Consider the following 13,498-nt stretch of genomic DNA (forward strand, 5'->3'; position numbering starts at 1 on the left):
GGCTTCGCTCCTTCAGGGCTTCAACACGACCTTGACGCAGGAATCCCGCTTGTCGCGAAACACCTGGTACATCTCCGGGCCCTGCTCGAGCGGGACGGTGTGGGTGATGACGAAGGATGGGTCGATCTCGCCCTCCTCGATGCGGCGGAGCAGGTCGTCGGTCCAACGGTTGACGTGAGTCTGGCCCGTCCGCATCGTCAGTCCCTTGTTCATGAATGCTCCCATCGGGAGCATGTCCGAGAAGCCGCTATAGACGCCAGGCACCGAGATGATGCCGCCTGGCCGGCAGACATAGATCATCTCGCGCAGCACATGCGGCCGATCGCTCTCCGCCATCACCATCTGCTTGGCGCGGTCGAGCAGCGTATCGGGCAGTGAGGCCATCACATGCGATTCCATGCCGACGCAGTCGATGCATTTTTCGGGGCCCCTGCCGTCGGTGAGGTCCCTTAGCCGCTCCAGAACGCTTTCGTTTTCGAAGTTGATCGTGGTGGCACCGCCGGCCTCGGCCATGCTGAGCCGCTCGGGCAGGCAATCGATCGCGATCACCTGGTTGGCCCCGAGCAGGATGGCGCTGCGGACCGCCATTTGTCCCACCGGACCGCAGCCCCAGATCGCGACTGTATCCGTCGGCTCGATGTCGCATTGTGCGGCGGCCTGCCAACCGGTCGGGAAGATGTCGCTGAGAAACAGCAGCTGTTCGTCCGGGATGCCGGCGGGCACCTTGATATGGGTGGCATCGGCATAGGGCACGCGCAGATATTCAGCCTGGCCGCCCGGGTAGCCGCCGGTGAGATGGGTGTAGCCGAACAGGCCCGCGGTCGTGTGTCCGAACACCTTGTCGGCCAGATGGCGCTTGCGGTTGGTGGTCTCGCAGATGGAAAAATTGCCGCGCTTGCACTGGTCGCATTCGCCGCAGATGATCGTGAAAGGGACGACGATGCGGTCGCCCTTCTTCAGCTTGCCGTCGACGCCGGAGCCGACGTCGACCACTTCGCCCATGGTCTCGTGGCCCATGATGTCGCCGGGCAGCATGCCCGGGATGAAGTTGTGGAAGAGGTGCAGGTCGGAGCCGCAGATGGCGCAACTCGTGACCCTGATGATGGCGTCGCGCGGGTCCTGGATCTCCGGGTCCGTGACGGCGTCGCACCTTATGTCCTCCTTGCCATGCCAGACCAGCGCCTTCATCTTCCGTCCTCCGGGCTCACCCACGAGGCATCTAAGTCGAGGAATGCGCGATGGTTGCTATGTCGTACGCGAAATCTTTCACCTGGTTGACATGTGCTGCAACTGCAGTGAGGAGGCCATGCGCGGCCCGGACATCCATTCCGCTCGTCGAGGTCCAGGCCGCGCTGGACGCCTTCGCGTTGTCCCTGGCGAACAGTCCCATGTCCGCCAATTCCTCCGTTTCCAAATGACGGGTTGGAACACGGGCAGGGCGGCTGCAGTTCCTATCCTCAGGCCCGAGAGGGAGGGTCGACATGGCCGACGAACGCTTTGCTTATCTGCTGGGCCAGGCTGCCATGGAGGTGTGGGGTGATATGCCACGGGATGTCCAGGAGGCGCTGTTCGAGACGGCGATGAAGGGCCATGCCTCGGAGCGTGAAGCGCTCGCGCGACTGCTGCACGAGCGTCATCCGCGCACAGCGCATCCTGCCAAGCCCGCTTGAGAGAAGGGGCGGCTACGTTTGGATGACCAAGCGTGTTGCGAGTATCGACCATGGAGCCAATGGAAGCCGAATCCGTCACCGAGCTTCCCCAGGGGGAGCAATGGCAATACGAGCCGAAATGGGACGGCTTCCGTTGCCTGCTCAGTCGCGACGGTCGAGGCGTTCGCATGCAGTCCAAGGGCGGACGCGACCTCGTCCGCTATTTTCCGGAAGTCGCGTCCGCCGCATCGGCACTATCCGCTGAGTCCTTCATGCTCGACGGCGAGCTGATCATCCGGCTCGACGAGGGTTACTCGTTCGACGCCCTGCTTCAGCGCATCCATCCCGCGGCCAGCCGGGTCAAGCGCCTCGCGCAGGAAGCGCCTGCGCGCTTCATTGCCTTCGACCTGCTGCGATCGGCGGACGTGGATGTCGGAGCGCTGCCGCTGGCAAAACGGCGGCCCGCACTTGAGAAATTCGCGCGGCGCTACTTCCGGGGCAACGACGTTTTCGAGCTGTCGCCGGCGAACCGCAATTACGCAGAGGCGAAACGGTGGCTCCAGCATGTCGATGACGGCCATGACGGCGTCGTTGCAAAGCGGCTGGACCTCGCCTACCGCAGCGGCACGCGCGACGGGATGCAGAAGATCAAGCTGCTGCGATCGGCCGATTGCGTGGTCGGCGGCTTCCGATATGGCGAGAAGAGGCAGGGCAAACGGAAGGTGCTCGGCTCGCTGCTGCTTGGGCTGTACGATGACGCCGGCCGCCTGCACCACGTCGGCTTCACTTCGGCGATCAAGGCGTCCGACAGGCCTGGCCTCACGGATAAATTCGAGAAGATCGTCAGCAAGAGCAGTTTTACCGGCAAGGCCCCGGGCGGGCCCAGTCGATGGTCGACCAAACGATCTGCCGAGTGGCAGCCCGTGCGTCCGGTTCACGTCGTCGAAGTCTGCTACGACCATGTGTCCGGCGACCGGTTTCGTCACGGCACGACGATCCTGCGCTGGCGCCCGGACAAGAAGCCTTCGCAATGCCGCATGGATCAGCTTCGGCAGAAATCAGCGAAGCGACAGAAGACGGAAGCCGCGAAGCCGGATCGACGATCGCGGCTCGCGCCCGCACCTGGAACGTGGGCTGCGGACCGACGTTGAGTGGGCAGATATCGGGAGGAGGAGGCGGATGGAGAAACCGACGGAAGATCGGATCCGGACTCGCGCGCATCAGCTCTGGGAACTGGCAGGCAAGCCGGACGGGCGGGAAGACGAGTTCTGGCGCGAAGCGGAACGCGAGTTGTCGAGCGATCCCGCCATCAACGCCGACGAAGCCTCCAGGAGGTTCACGGAATAGCGCAATCCAGGCGCAGCTGGCGCTCCCGTCGCGTTAGGAACGGCCGAGGTCTTTCGCGATTAGACCGGCAAGTTGCGCGAAAATGGAGAGCGGAAGATGGACAGGCAATTTGCGATTGTCACCGGTGCGTCGACTGGGATCGGCCTTGAGCTTGCGCGCATTTGCGCGCGCGAGGGATGCGATCTGCTGATTGCCGCGGACGAGCCGGAGATCGAGACGGCGGCCGCACGCCTGCGCAACGAGCCGGGTGCGGGTACCATCGAGGCTCTCCATGTCGATCTCGCCACTCAGGAAGGTATCGAGGCGCTCTACGCCGCCGCTAACGGCCGTCCGATCGACTTGCTCATGGCGAATGCCGGGCGAGGCCTTGGACACGCGTTTCTCGATCAGCAGCTCGCGCGAATCCGCGATGTCATCGATACGAACATCACGGGAACCACATGCCTGCTCCACCGCGTCGGAAACGACATGCGGCGCCGCAATCACGGCCGCATCCTGATCACGGGTTCGATCGCCGGCTTCACGCCCGGCAGCTTCCAGGCGGTCTACAACGCGTCGAAATCCTATCTCAATTCGCTTTCCTTCGCGCTTCGCGAAGAGCTCCGCGATACCGCGATCACGGTGACCTGCCTCATGCCCGGCGCGACCGAGACCGCGTTTTTCGAGCGCGCCGATATGCTCGACACCAAGGTTGGCTCTGAAGCGAAGGACGATCCCGCCATGGTGGCGCGGCAGGGCTTCGACGCCATGATGAGAGGCGAGGGCGATGTCGTCACAGGTCTGAAGAACAAGATCCAGTCTGCGATGGCAAACATCACGCCCGCGGAGAGGCTGGCCAAGCAGCATCGCAAGATGGCGGAACCCGGCTCCGCCAGGCACTAGCCGGTGAAAGCGAGGAAGGAGATTGTCATGTTTCACAAGTCAATGTTGGCCGGCGCGCTGCTCGTGCTCAGTTCGACGTTCGCGCTCGGCGGGCCCTGCAATACGGCCAGCCGCGATGCCGGCTCCGGGCCAGTCACGACAGGTAAAGCCGGTGAGACGACGGGAGTTGCTTCATCGAATGCCAAGGAGCATCCGCCGACCTCAGCCATGAACAAGGCGACCGAGGGGACCGCGGCCTCGTCGCAGGATGCCCAGCGTCAGATGCAGAGCCAGCCGACGGCTGCCGAGCAATCGACCAAGTCCACCGCTGCCGACGCGAGCAAGTCGACCGCTGCCGACGATGGTTGCTGACTGGGTTCGCCCGTCGTCGTGTCCGATTCAGAAGGGCGCCCCGTTGCCGGGGCGCCCTTGTTGCGATCGTCCTTCAATTCGCTCTACGGCATCGACTGCGGCGTCTTCGCCGGGTGGCGTGACCAGCGGTTCGAATGCGTCATCCAGGCAGAGAGTGGTTCGCCGTCCCTGTGCCGTCCGCCGGCCGCGGCGCCAGCCCAGGCGGCAACGGCTCCGAACAGCAGTGCGGCGGCCGCCGAGAAAGCCAGAATGATGCTCGCCGCGCGCGCCTTGGAGATGGCGTTCTTGGCGTTCGCAATCGTCGCATCGACCCGCTTCTCCGAATCCGGCCCGGTCAGGCCGGTCAGCGCGGTGACCTGTTGGACGAGGTAGGCGCGATCGTCGGTCGCAACGCCGCTGTGGCTGGACGACGTCATCAGGATGCGCGCGGCTTCGGCTCGTTCTGCGCTCAGATCAACGTTCGGCGGCCGGCGCGGCGCACGAAACAGGCGGTCGAGCTCGAAACTGAGAACCGTAGGTTCGGAAGCCGAAGGCGCCTGCATCGTCGAGGACGGCTTGCTGGCCGCCCATGCGACCATGGCGGTCAGGACGGCGCCGATCACGACGGCGAGCGCCCAAGAGGCGACACCATGCATCCCGTCGCGGGTTGCGACGTCGTCGTCCAAGGACGCATCGGGTGATCGGATCCGCCCGGCAAAATAGCCGCCGCAACCGAAGCTGATCAGGGCTTGAAGGATCAGATAGATGCCCGAGAGCAGCCAGAGCGCAAACGACGTGTCCCGCCAGGTCGGAGCCGTCGAGGCGACGCCAAGCCCGAGAGCGGTCGCAAACGAGATCAGGATAAGCGAAAGCGCCGATGCCGCCAGAGCGCCGGCAATGACAGGCGTCCATTGCAAGCTCCACGGCTCCAGTCGGCCTTGCTCGCGCATCGCCGCGTTTTCGCCTCTCACCAACGTTTCCATGATGATCACCGCAAGCCGAATAGCGACAGGATGAACATGATGATCACGATCAGCCCAACGAGATAGATAATCCCATCCATGTGAAATCCTCCGAATTGTGCGGTACCAATTCGGTGTCGTCGGGGAGGTTCCTAATCGGGCCGGTTGGGCGTTATAGGAAGGCTTCCCGCACCACCCCCGTGGCGGACCGTCGTTTCATGGAGCGGTCAGCGGCACGTACCTTTCAGCGGAGGAGGCGCACCCGGAAGCTTGGCGACATGACAGCCTGGTCAGTCCACCTTCGCGCCGGTCGGCGCGGCTGCTCAATAGTCGCGCCCGTGCACCTGCGCAGGCGGCGCCGTCGCCTCAATCGCCGTAAAGGTCTTCTGAATCCGGTAGGCGTGCTTTGCCGGCGCTGGAACAAGCCAGGAATCGCCAGATTTCAGATTAATCGTTTGTCCTTCAAGCGTGAGTTCGGCCTGCCCCGCAATGACATAGCCAACGGTCTCGTATTCGCGTTGCGTCATGGCGCCCTGTTGCGGCGCCTCGTTCTGCCACAAGCGCATTGAAACGCGCTTTCCGGAGACCAGGTACGTCTGTCCCATCTCCCCGACCGGGGACTCGCGGGCCGAAACTTTCTTGATCGTGGTTTCACCCATGCTGACCTCCACCGTCGTTCTGTCCGGTTAAGAAGCCTGGCTCCTCCTTGTTCCTCGGGGATCCGCCTTGGAACCAGCGTTCTTGTTTCAGGTTTCTTGGGCAGGCCTGCAGTGGCCGCAAATAACTCCGGGACGCCGCTCGCGCCCTCCGGCGCCGGCGCTTGCACGCGGATCGGTCGGGCTTGTGAGTACGGGTCATCCAGGCGGACGGTGGAAGATAATGAGGGACAGCAAGTCGGAGGTCGCGGAGATTCGCGGCGCCGTTCATCTCTGCATCGACATGCAGAACATCTTTGCTCCCGGCGGACTTTGGGAGACTCCGTGGATGGAGCGGGTCCTGCCAACGATCGTCACGATCGTGTCGCGCTACGAGGCCCGAACCGTGTTTTCACGCTTCGTCACGCCACAACACCCGGAGGAACGTCCCGGGCAATGGCGCAGCTATTTCCGGCGTTGGGAGCAGGCCACCCGCAACCATCTTCCGGCATCGGCGCTCGACCTCGTGCCGGCACTGGCACGCCACGTTCCGCCGGCTCGCGTCATCGACAAGCCGGCCTATTCGGCGTTCAGCAATCCAGCGCTGGCGACCTCGTTGATTGAAAAAGGAATCGGGACGGTGGTCATCACCGGCGCCGAAACCGATGTTTGCGTCCTGTCGACGGTCCTGAGTGCGGTCGATCTCGGCTTCAGGGTCGTCATCGTGCAGGACGCTCTGTGCAGCTCATCCGACGTCGGCCATGACGCGCTCATGACGATGTATCGCACGCGTTTCCATGGCCAGGTCGACCTGGTGACCGCGGAGGAGCTCGCGGAATTCTGGCGTGAATAGCAGTGCGGTCCTGCGCGCGGCCTATAGCAGCGACCGAAGCTTCAGGGCATCGCTTGGTGCCGCGCTTTTCTGGTCGTTGTCAAAATAGACATAGACGTCGCAGCCCTGGCGCTTCCAGGACTTGATGCGCTTGGCCCACTCCGCAAGCACGGGCCGCCGGTAATGGCCGTAATAGCGTCCGCTCGGGCCGTGGCCCCGCACGTAGACGAAATCCGCTGTCCGTCGCCATGGCGCGGGTGCGTCGTGATGGTCCGACAGGCATAGCGAGATGTTCTCGTCGGCCAGCATTCGCAGGATACGAGGCTGATACCAGCTCGGATGACGAAACTCGAAGCTGTAGCGGCGCTTTCGGGAGAGCAGCTTGAAGAAAGAGGCAAGGCGGTCGGCGTTTGCTTCAAACTGGGGCGGAAGCTGAAACAGGATCGGCCCCGCCGCCGGACCGAGCAAGGAAATGCGATCCTCCAGCAGCTCAAGGCTGTTCGTGGAGTTGTCGGACAAGCGTTTCCAGTGCGTGATGAACTTGGAGGCTTTCCACGCGAATACGAAATCCCCGTTCACCTGCGACCGCCACGTCTTGACGGCTTCCGGCGTTGGCGTGCGATAGAAGACGCCATTGAGCTCGGTCGTCTCGAATTGATTGGCGTAATAGCCGAGTTGCTGTTTCAGGGGTAAATCGCTTGGGAAGAATGGACCTCGCCACGAGGCGTAGTGCCAACCCGAAGTTCCAACAAGTACGCGAGCCATCTGTCGCCACTCTCCCTCGTCGGGAAACGCCTGGCGGCCCTATATGTTGCTTTCACGAAACGCTCTTGGCTTCGGCCTGACATCTTTGGAACCGCGCGCAGCACTCTCCGGTTGAACGGATTGCACCGATGTCCAGAGGATACAGCATGACGGATCCGGATATTCGCAAGGGGATGCCGACCGTCAAACTGTCGCGCGAGGAGTTCGAGCGCCGCTACAGGGACCAGTTTGTTGATCCCGCTTTTGCGCCCCTGCAGCATGAGCTGGATGCTGTGATCGGCGCGGCCTGGGATGCCTATAGTCATTCGCGCAAAGCGCCGGTCACCCGAAAGGCAGGGGCGGGCTTCTCCGATCCCGACTACGATCTCGCAGTTGACTGGCTGAATGCCCGGTCTGCGGTCCTCGAGGCCCAGCGGCGGCATGATGACGCCGCTGAGCCTCCCCGCGTCCTCATCATCAACGGGTCAGCGCGGAGCGAGCACACCTGTCCTGGAGAGATGTCCAAGACCTGGCGCATGGTCAAGATGGCCGAGCCCGTCTTCATCGAGATGGGCTTTGCCGTGGATATCCTCGATCTCTCCCGCCTGACCTCGGAGTTCGGCAAGAACATCCATCCCTGCAAAGCGTGCGTGTCCACCGCCATGCCGCTCTGCCATTGGCCTTGCAGCTGCTATCCGAACTACTCGCTGGGCCAGACCAGCGACTGGATGAACGAGATCTATCCGCTCTGGGTCGCTGCCCACGGCATCCTGATCTTGACGCCCGTGAACTGGTACCATGTCCCGGCCGGGCTCAAGGCGATGATGGACCGCCTCGTATGCGCCGACGGGGGAAATCCCGATCCGACCTCGACGCACGGCAAGAAGGCGGATGAGGCCAAGGCGATCGAGCTGAAAGGCTGGCCCTATCCGCGTCATCTCGCCGGTCGCCATTTTGGCCTCGTGGTCCACGGCGACAGCGTCGGCGCCGAGGGTGTGCGCAGGACCCTGTCCGACTGGCTGACGGACATGCACCTGATCTCGGCGGGCCGCTTCGGCGAGCTCGACGGCTACGTCGGTTATATGGAGACATATGCCACGTCGCATCAGGAGCTGGACGAAGACCAGGAGTTTCAGAAGGAGGTGCTGAACGCGGCACGTGCGCTGGGAAATGCGGTTCGGCTTGCGAGGGGCGGGCGCCTGGATGAACCGGGCGCAGGATTGGAAGAGCCTAACCCGAAGTGACGCGAGCGCGTTCGCTGCGAGCTCTGTTCAATCGAGCGCGGAAATCACGCCGTCGATGAGATTGCGGGCCGGCGAATGGTCGCTCGTGGGCGCGGCGGTACGCTTGACCTCGACCAGGGACGCGTCGATGCGCCTGATCCGTTCGCGCATCTCGCGGGCGAGCTGCACGGCGACGTCTTCCCCGGTCGCCTGAAAGCGGACGCGTTCGCCGGGGCGGAGCTCAGCCAGTCGCGGCAGGCATGTTCCTCGAAAACCGTCTTCCGCCCATGCAAGCGGCACGCCGAATTTGTCGTGACGCACACCGCGTATCACGGGTATATCAAACCTGCACGCCAAATGAGGACGATGATGACTCTGATCGACATGAACTGCGACATGGGCGAAGGTTTCGGCGTCTACACGCTCGGCGATGACGCCGAGATGCTGCGGACCGTCACCTCTGCCAACATCGCCTGCGGCTTTCATGCCGGCGATCCGCTCGTCATGCATCGCACCTTGAGCGAGGCGAAGGCCAATGGCGTGCAGGCCGGTGCGCATCCCGGCTTTCTCGATCTCTGGGGGTTTGGCCGCAGGCCCATCCAGGGCGAGCGGCCCGCCGACATCGAGAAGATCGTGCTCTACCAGGTGGGCGCGCTGATGGCGCTGGCCTCCGATGCCGGTCACACCGTTCGCCACGTCAAGACCCACGGTGCGCTCGGCAACATCGCGGCGGAGGATCGTGACCTCGCCGAAGCCGTGGCGCGTGCGATCCGCACCATCGACAGGAACCTGATCTTCGTGGTGATGCCTGGCCAGGAGACGGAACGGGCCGGCGAGAAATTCGGCCTGCCGCTGGTGCGCGAGATTTATGCGGATCGCGCCTATGCCGACAACGGCAATCTGGTATCGCGCCGTCTGGCCGGGTCGGTCATTCACGATGCCGAGGTCGCGTCCGAACGGGTCATTCGTATGGTCGAGGACAGCGCGATCACGTGCCTGTCGGGAGCGCAGTTGCCGACCCGCATCGACAGCGTCTGTGTCCACGGCGATACGCCTGGCGCGGTCGCGATGGCACAGCGCCTGAAGGCGCGCCTTGCCGCAGCGGGAGTGACGCTGGCGCCAATGGCTGAGGTCATCGGCGCCTGAGCGCCCTCGGTCTGGCCTCCGCCCGCTGGGACAGGCCTAGACGTGGATCGCGTGGCCGAGTGCCTTGAAGGCCGCTTCCTGGATCGCTTCGCCCAGCGTGGGATGCGCGTGGATCGTGCCGGCGATGTCCTGCAAGACCGCGCCCATCTCGATCGCCATGCCAAACGCGGCAGAGAGCTCCGAGACGCCCTGTCCGACGGCCTGGATGCCGAGGATGCGTTGATTGTCGGCCCTGGCAACCACGCGCACAAAGCCGGGCTCGCCATGGCGTGTCATCGCGCGGCCGTTGGCAGCAAAGGGAAACTGCCCAAGATTGATGTCGATGCCGGCCTGGCGAGCCTCTTCCGGTGACAGGCCCGCCGCGACGATCTCGGGATCGGTGAAGCAGATCGCCGGGATGCACTGCTTGTCCCACGCGCGCGGCATGCCGGCGGCGATTTCCGCCACCATCTCACCTTGCGCCATGGCGCGATGGGCCAGCATCGGCTCTCCCGTGACATCGCCGATCGCGTAGATGCCGCGCATCGAGGTTTCGCAGTGCTGGCCGATGCGGATGAAGCGACCGTCCATGTCGAGGACGAGTTGCTCCAGCCCTAATGCGGCAGTGACCGGCGCCCGGCCGACCGTGACGAGAATCTTGTCAGCCGCCAGGCTGCGCTCGCGCCCATCGGCCGTCTCGATGCGCAATCCGTCGCCCTGGGCGGTCAGGCCGAGCGCCCTGGCGTCGGTCAGCACCTCGACGCCGAGTGCGGCGAGGCGTCTCGTGATCGGAGCGGTCAATTCCGCATCGTAGAGCGGCAGGATGTTGTCCTGCGCCTCCACCAAGGACACCCTGCTTCCCAGCTTGGCGAAAGCGGTCCCAAGCTCGAGCCCGATATAACCGCCGCCGACGACAACAAGGGATTTTGGCACCTCTGCGAGCGACAGCGCACCGGTCGAGGAGATGACCTTGCCGCCGAACGGCAGGGACGGCAACTCCACGGACGCCGAGCCGGTCGCGATCACGACCGTCTCGGCCTTGATCGTCTTCGGGCCGGTCTCGGTCTCGACAACGACCGTCTTGCCGTCGCGAAAGCGAGCATGGCCCTGCACGATCTTGACCTTGGCCTTGCGGAGCAGCGCGGCGACGCCGTTGTTCAGCCGTTGGACGATACCGTCCTTCCAGGCGATCGCCTGTTTGAAGTCCAGCGCGGGCGCTGCCGCCGTCAGGCCGAACGGCGTCTTGCCGCTCGCGGCCTCGGTCAACTTCTCGAATTCCTCGGCAACGTGAATCATCGCCTTCGAGGGAATGCAGCCGACGTTGAGGCAGCTTCCGCCCAGCTTGCCGCGTTCGACGAGGACGGTGTCGAGGCCGAGCTGGCCGGCGCGGATCGCGCACACATAGCCGCCGGGGCCGCCACCGATTACGACGAGCTGACAGGTGATCTCGGCCATTGCTTCTTCCGCCTCAGGGGTCGACGAAGATCGTCGCCGGATTCTCCAGCAGCTCCTTGAGCCTCTGCACGAAGACGGCGGCGTCCCATCCGTCGATGACGCGGTGATCGAAGCTGGAGGAGAGGTTCATCATCTTGCAGGGCATGAACTGCGTGCCGTCCCAGACCGGGCGCACCGCGATCTTGTTGACGCCGACGATGGCGACCTCGGGATGGTTGATCACCGGCGTGGTCGCAAGGCCGCCGAGCGCGCCGAGCGAGGTGATGGTGATGGTCGAGCCGGTCAGTTCCTCGCGCGTCGCGGTGCCCTCGCGGGCGCGTTGCGCGAGACGGTTCAACTCGATGCTGCAGTCCCGCAGGTCGCGCGCTTCCACATGCTTCACCACGGGTACGACGAGACCCAGCGGAGTCTGCGTCGCGATGCCGATATGGATGCCGGCATGCTGATGCACGATACCGGCCTCGTCGTCATAGAGCGCGTTGAGCGCGGGCTGCTCGGCAAGCGCCTTGGCCATGGCGCGCATCAGGAACGGCAGCAGCGTCAGCTTGGGATGCTCCGGCGTGGGTTTCCTGTTCAGCGACGCGCGAAAATCCTCCAGCGGCGAGACGTTCACTTCCTCGATGATGGTGATGTGCGGGATGCGCGATTTCGACAGCGCCATCTTCTCGGCAATGCGGCGGCGCAAGCCTACCACCTTGACGTCGGTGACGGCGGTCTTTGGGCTCATGCCGCGACCATGGAGCGGTGCCGGTCCACGCGCCAAAAAGGCGTCGATGTCCTCGTGGGTGATGCGCCCGGCGGGACCCGTGCCGTGGACCTGACGCAGGTCGATACCGGCTTCGCGCGCCTTCAGGCGTATCGCAGGCGAGGCCAGCGGCTTCTCGCCCGGCGCGCGGCGGACCGCGGATGTGATCGCCGGCCGGGTCTCAATCGCCGCCGAGTGAGCGCGGGCGGGGGGCGCCGGCTTGGCAACCGGGGATTCGGCCTTCGTCGCGACCAATGGCGTCGCGGCATCTTTCTTTGGTGCCTCGTCTGCCGGCTCCGCGGCGTCATCGCCGACGACCTTGAGCCTCACCAGCGTCGAGCCGATCGCGACCGCTTCACCGATCTGGGCGCCGACCCAGCTGACCTCGCCCGCGAGCGGCGAGGGAATTTCCACCGAAGCCTTGTCGGTCATGACGGTGGCAAGCAAATCGTCCTCGCGGACGAGATCGCCCACCTTGACGTGCCATTCGACCAGCTCTGCTTCGGCAATGCCTTCGCCGATATCCGGAAGCTTGACGCTGCGCTCGCCCATCAGCGTGTCTCCACGATCTCGCGCAGCGCCTGCCCGAGCCTCGCAGGGCCGGGGAAATAGTCCCATTCCTGCGCATGCGGGTAGGGCGTGTCCCAGCCCGTGACGCGCATCACCGGCGCTTCGAGATGATAGAAACAGTGCTCCTGCACCAGCGCCGTCAGTTCCGCGCCGAAGCCGGAGGTCAGGGTGGCTTCGTGCAGCACGATGCAGCGGCCAGTCCTGGCGACGGAAGCCACGATCGTCTCGAGATCGAGCGGAAGCAGGGTGCGCAGGTCGATCACCTCGGCGTCGACGCCCGTCTCCTCGGCGGCCGCGAGGGCAACGTGAACCATGGTGCCGTAGGCAAGGACGGTGACGGCCTCGCCGGCGCGTCGCGTCACGGCCTTGCCAAGGGGCGTGGTGTAGTGTCCCTCCGGCACGTCGGAGAGCTCATGCCTGGCCCATGCGGTGACCGGGCGATCGTGATGACCGTCGAACGGGCCGTTGTAGAGCCTCTTCGGCTCCAGAAAGATGACCGGGTCCGGATCCTCGATGGCCGCGATCAGGAGGCCCTTCGCATCATGGGGATTGGACGGCACCACGGTCTTCAGTCCCGCGACATGCGTGAACAGCGCCTCGGGGCTCTGGCTGTGGGTTTGCCCGCCGAAAATGCCACCGCCGGTCGGCATGCGGATGACCAGCGGGCAGGTGAAGTCGCCGGCCGAACGATAGCGCAGGCGAGCTGCCTCCGAGACGATCTGGTCGTAGGCCGGATACATGTAGTCGGCGAACTGAATCTCGACGCAGGGGCGCAGCCCGTAGGCGGCCATGCCGATCGCGGTGCCGACGATGCCGCATTCGCTGATCGGCGCGTCGAAGCAGCGCGAGACGCCGTATTTCTGCTGCAGGCCCTGCGTACAGCGGAACACGCCGCCGAAAAAGCCGACGTCCTCGCCATAGACCACGACGTCGTCGTTGCGAGCCATCGAGACGTCGAGCGCCGAGCGGATTGCCTCGATCATCGTCATGCGCGGCATG

The 13,498-nt window shown here is 64.4% G+C and carries 17 protein-coding genes; 8 read left to right on the forward strand and 9 right to left on the reverse strand.

The window, feature by feature from the left end:
• Positions 1-12 precede the first annotated feature (12 nt).
• Both ACRQ5Q_RS12160 and ACRQ5Q_RS12165 read right to left on the reverse strand, forming a co-directional pair.
• Positions 13-1,188 (reverse strand): zinc-dependent alcohol dehydrogenase, encoded by a 1,176-nt coding sequence (locus tag ACRQ5Q_RS12160; protein WP_439397994.1) that lies wholly within the window; start codon positions 1,186-1,188, stop codon positions 13-15.
• Positions 1,189-1,219: 31 nt separating this feature from the next.
• On the reverse strand, positions 1,220-1,390 hold the full coding sequence (locus ACRQ5Q_RS12165) for a hypothetical protein (protein WP_439369807.1): 171 nt from the start codon (positions 1,388-1,390) through the stop codon (positions 1,220-1,222).
• Positions 1,391-1,481: 91 nt separating this feature from the next.
• Here ACRQ5Q_RS12165 and ACRQ5Q_RS12170 point away from each other — a divergent pair, with 91 nt between their 5' ends.
• The 5 genes from ACRQ5Q_RS12170 (at position 1,482) to ACRQ5Q_RS12190 (ending at position 4,229) form a co-directional block, all read left to right on the forward strand.
• Complete coding sequence (locus tag ACRQ5Q_RS12170; RefSeq protein ID WP_439369806.1) at positions 1,482-1,670, forward strand: hypothetical protein; 189 nt, start codon at positions 1,482-1,484, stop codon at positions 1,668-1,670.
• 59 nt (positions 1,671-1,729) lie between these two features.
• Positions 1,730-2,800 (forward strand): ATP-dependent DNA ligase, encoded by a 1,071-nt coding sequence (locus ACRQ5Q_RS12175; RefSeq protein WP_439397996.1) that lies wholly within the window; start codon positions 1,730-1,732, stop codon positions 2,798-2,800.
• Positions 2,801-2,828: 28 nt separating this feature from the next.
• Positions 2,829-2,996, forward strand: coding sequence for a DUF2934 domain-containing protein (locus tag ACRQ5Q_RS12180; protein WP_439369805.1), 168 nt, complete (start codon positions 2,829-2,831; stop codon positions 2,994-2,996).
• A gap of 96 nt (positions 2,997-3,092) precedes the next feature.
• Positions 3,093-3,878, forward strand: coding sequence for an SDR family NAD(P)-dependent oxidoreductase (locus ACRQ5Q_RS12185; protein WP_439397998.1), 786 nt, complete (start codon positions 3,093-3,095; stop codon positions 3,876-3,878).
• A 27-nt stretch (positions 3,879-3,905) separates the two neighbouring features.
• Positions 3,906-4,229, forward strand: a complete 324-nt coding sequence (locus ACRQ5Q_RS12190; RefSeq protein ID WP_439398000.1) for a hypothetical protein — start codon at positions 3,906-3,908, stop codon at positions 4,227-4,229.
• An 83-nt stretch (positions 4,230-4,312) separates the two neighbouring features.
• Here the strand turns inward: ACRQ5Q_RS12190 and ACRQ5Q_RS12195 are convergent, their stop codons facing one another.
• Together ACRQ5Q_RS12195 and ACRQ5Q_RS12200 are read right to left on the reverse strand one after the other, a co-directional pair.
• Positions 4,313-5,191 (reverse strand): hypothetical protein, encoded by an 879-nt coding sequence (locus tag ACRQ5Q_RS12195; protein WP_439369802.1) that lies wholly within the window; start codon positions 5,189-5,191, stop codon positions 4,313-4,315.
• A gap of 302 nt (positions 5,192-5,493) precedes the next feature.
• A complete protein-coding gene (locus ACRQ5Q_RS12200) occupies positions 5,494-5,829 on the reverse strand; it encodes a cupin domain-containing protein (RefSeq protein ID WP_439398001.1) in 336 nt (111 codons plus the stop codon).
• 220 nt (positions 5,830-6,049) lie between these two features.
• Between ACRQ5Q_RS12200 and ACRQ5Q_RS12205 the strand changes: the two genes are divergently transcribed.
• On the forward strand, positions 6,050-6,658 hold the full coding sequence (locus ACRQ5Q_RS12205) for a cysteine hydrolase family protein (protein ID WP_439369799.1): 609 nt from the start codon (positions 6,050-6,052) through the stop codon (positions 6,656-6,658).
• Positions 6,659-6,679: 21 nt separating this feature from the next.
• Here ACRQ5Q_RS12205 and ACRQ5Q_RS12210 read toward each other — a convergent pair whose 3' ends face one another.
• Positions 6,680-7,402, reverse strand: a complete 723-nt coding sequence (locus ACRQ5Q_RS12210; protein ID WP_439369798.1) for a DUF72 domain-containing protein — start codon at positions 7,400-7,402, stop codon at positions 6,680-6,682.
• Positions 7,403-7,548: 146 nt separating this feature from the next.
• On the opposite strand from ACRQ5Q_RS12210, the gene ACRQ5Q_RS12215 reads away from it, so the two are divergent.
• Positions 7,549-8,625 (forward strand): flavodoxin family protein, encoded by a 1,077-nt coding sequence (locus tag ACRQ5Q_RS12215; protein WP_439369797.1) that lies wholly within the window; start codon positions 7,549-7,551, stop codon positions 8,623-8,625.
• 27 nt (positions 8,626-8,652) lie between these two features.
• Here ACRQ5Q_RS12215 and ACRQ5Q_RS12220 read toward each other — a convergent pair whose 3' ends face one another.
• Complete coding sequence (locus tag ACRQ5Q_RS12220) at positions 8,653-8,925, reverse strand: hypothetical protein (RefSeq protein ID WP_439369795.1); 273 nt, start codon at positions 8,923-8,925, stop codon at positions 8,653-8,655.
• Positions 8,926-8,973: 48 nt separating this feature from the next.
• Between ACRQ5Q_RS12220 and ACRQ5Q_RS12225 the strand changes: the two genes are divergently transcribed.
• The gene (locus ACRQ5Q_RS12225; protein ID WP_439375665.1) at positions 8,974-9,750 is read left to right on the forward strand and encodes a LamB/YcsF family protein; all 777 of its coding nucleotides are present in this window, start codon (positions 8,974-8,976) and stop codon (positions 9,748-9,750) included.
• 36 nt (positions 9,751-9,786) lie between these two features.
• On the opposite strand, the gene lpdA is transcribed toward ACRQ5Q_RS12225, so the two are convergent.
• Genes lpdA through ACRQ5Q_RS12240 form a run of 3 tightly spaced genes read right to left on the reverse strand, consistent with a single transcriptional unit; the run spans position 9,787 to position 13,497 of the window.
• Positions 9,787-11,184 (reverse strand): dihydrolipoyl dehydrogenase, encoded by a 1,398-nt coding sequence (gene lpdA / locus ACRQ5Q_RS12230; RefSeq protein WP_439369793.1) that lies wholly within the window; start codon positions 11,182-11,184, stop codon positions 9,787-9,789.
• Positions 11,185-11,197: 13 nt separating this feature from the next.
• On the reverse strand, positions 11,198-12,481 hold the full coding sequence (locus ACRQ5Q_RS12235; protein WP_439398003.1) for a dihydrolipoamide acetyltransferase family protein: 1,284 nt from the start codon (positions 12,479-12,481) through the stop codon (positions 11,198-11,200).
• A complete protein-coding gene (locus ACRQ5Q_RS12240; RefSeq protein ID WP_439398005.1) occupies positions 12,481-13,497 on the reverse strand; it encodes an alpha-ketoacid dehydrogenase subunit beta in 1,017 nt (338 codons plus the stop codon). The genes ACRQ5Q_RS12235 and ACRQ5Q_RS12240 overlap by 1 nt, the downstream gene beginning before the upstream one ends.
• Position 13,498: the final 1 nt, after the last annotated feature.

This window comes from Bradyrhizobium sp. PMVTL-01 (assembly GCF_051861855.1).
Classification (GTDB): Bacteria; Pseudomonadota; Alphaproteobacteria; order Rhizobiales; family Xanthobacteraceae; genus Bradyrhizobium.

Bases quoted from the DNA above. Each gene is read 5' to 3' on its own strand.
- ACRQ5Q_RS12215 (WP_439369797.1), top strand. From the start codon at position 7,549: ATGACGGATCCGGATATTCGCAAGGGGATGCCGACCGTCAAACTGTCG.
- ACRQ5Q_RS12190 (WP_439398000.1), top strand. From the start codon at position 3,906: ATGTTTCACAAGTCAATGTTGGCCGGCGCGCTGCTCGTGCTCAGTTCG.
- ACRQ5Q_RS12180 (WP_439369805.1), top strand. From the start codon at position 2,829: ATGGAGAAACCGACGGAAGATCGGATCCGGACTCGCGCGCATCAGCTC.
- ACRQ5Q_RS12200 (WP_439398001.1), bottom strand. From the start codon at position 5,829: ATGGGTGAAACCACGATCAAGAAAGTTTCGGCCCGCGAGTCCCCGGTC.
- ACRQ5Q_RS12205 (WP_439369799.1), top strand. From the start codon at position 6,050: ATGAGGGACAGCAAGTCGGAGGTCGCGGAGATTCGCGGCGCCGTTCAT.
- ACRQ5Q_RS12185 (WP_439397998.1), top strand. From the start codon at position 3,093: ATGGACAGGCAATTTGCGATTGTCACCGGTGCGTCGACTGGGATCGGC.
- ACRQ5Q_RS12235 (WP_439398003.1), bottom strand. From the start codon at position 12,481: ATGGGCGAGCGCAGCGTCAAGCTTCCGGATATCGGCGAAGGCATTGCC.
- ACRQ5Q_RS12210 (WP_439369798.1), bottom strand. From the start codon at position 7,402: ATGGCTCGCGTACTTGTTGGAACTTCGGGTTGGCACTACGCCTCGTGG.
- ACRQ5Q_RS12195 (WP_439369802.1), bottom strand. From the start codon at position 5,191: ATGGAAACGTTGGTGAGAGGCGAAAACGCGGCGATGCGCGAGCAAGGC.
- ACRQ5Q_RS12225 (WP_439375665.1), top strand. From the start codon at position 8,974: ATGACTCTGATCGACATGAACTGCGACATGGGCGAAGGTTTCGGCGTC.
- ACRQ5Q_RS12160 (WP_439397994.1), bottom strand. From the start codon at position 1,188: ATGAAGGCGCTGGTCTGGCATGGCAAGGAGGACATAAGGTGCGACGCC.
- ACRQ5Q_RS12170 (WP_439369806.1), top strand. From the start codon at position 1,482: ATGGCCGACGAACGCTTTGCTTATCTGCTGGGCCAGGCTGCCATGGAG.
- ACRQ5Q_RS12175 (WP_439397996.1), top strand. From the start codon at position 1,730: ATGGAAGCCGAATCCGTCACCGAGCTTCCCCAGGGGGAGCAATGGCAA.
- ACRQ5Q_RS12165 (WP_439369807.1), bottom strand. From the start codon at position 1,390: ATGGGACTGTTCGCCAGGGACAACGCGAAGGCGTCCAGCGCGGCCTGG.
- ACRQ5Q_RS12240 (WP_439398005.1), bottom strand. From the start codon at position 13,497: ATGCCGCGCATGACGATGATCGAGGCAATCCGCTCGGCGCTCGACGTC.
- lpdA (WP_439369793.1), bottom strand. From the start codon at position 11,184: ATGGCCGAGATCACCTGTCAGCTCGTCGTAATCGGTGGCGGCCCCGGC.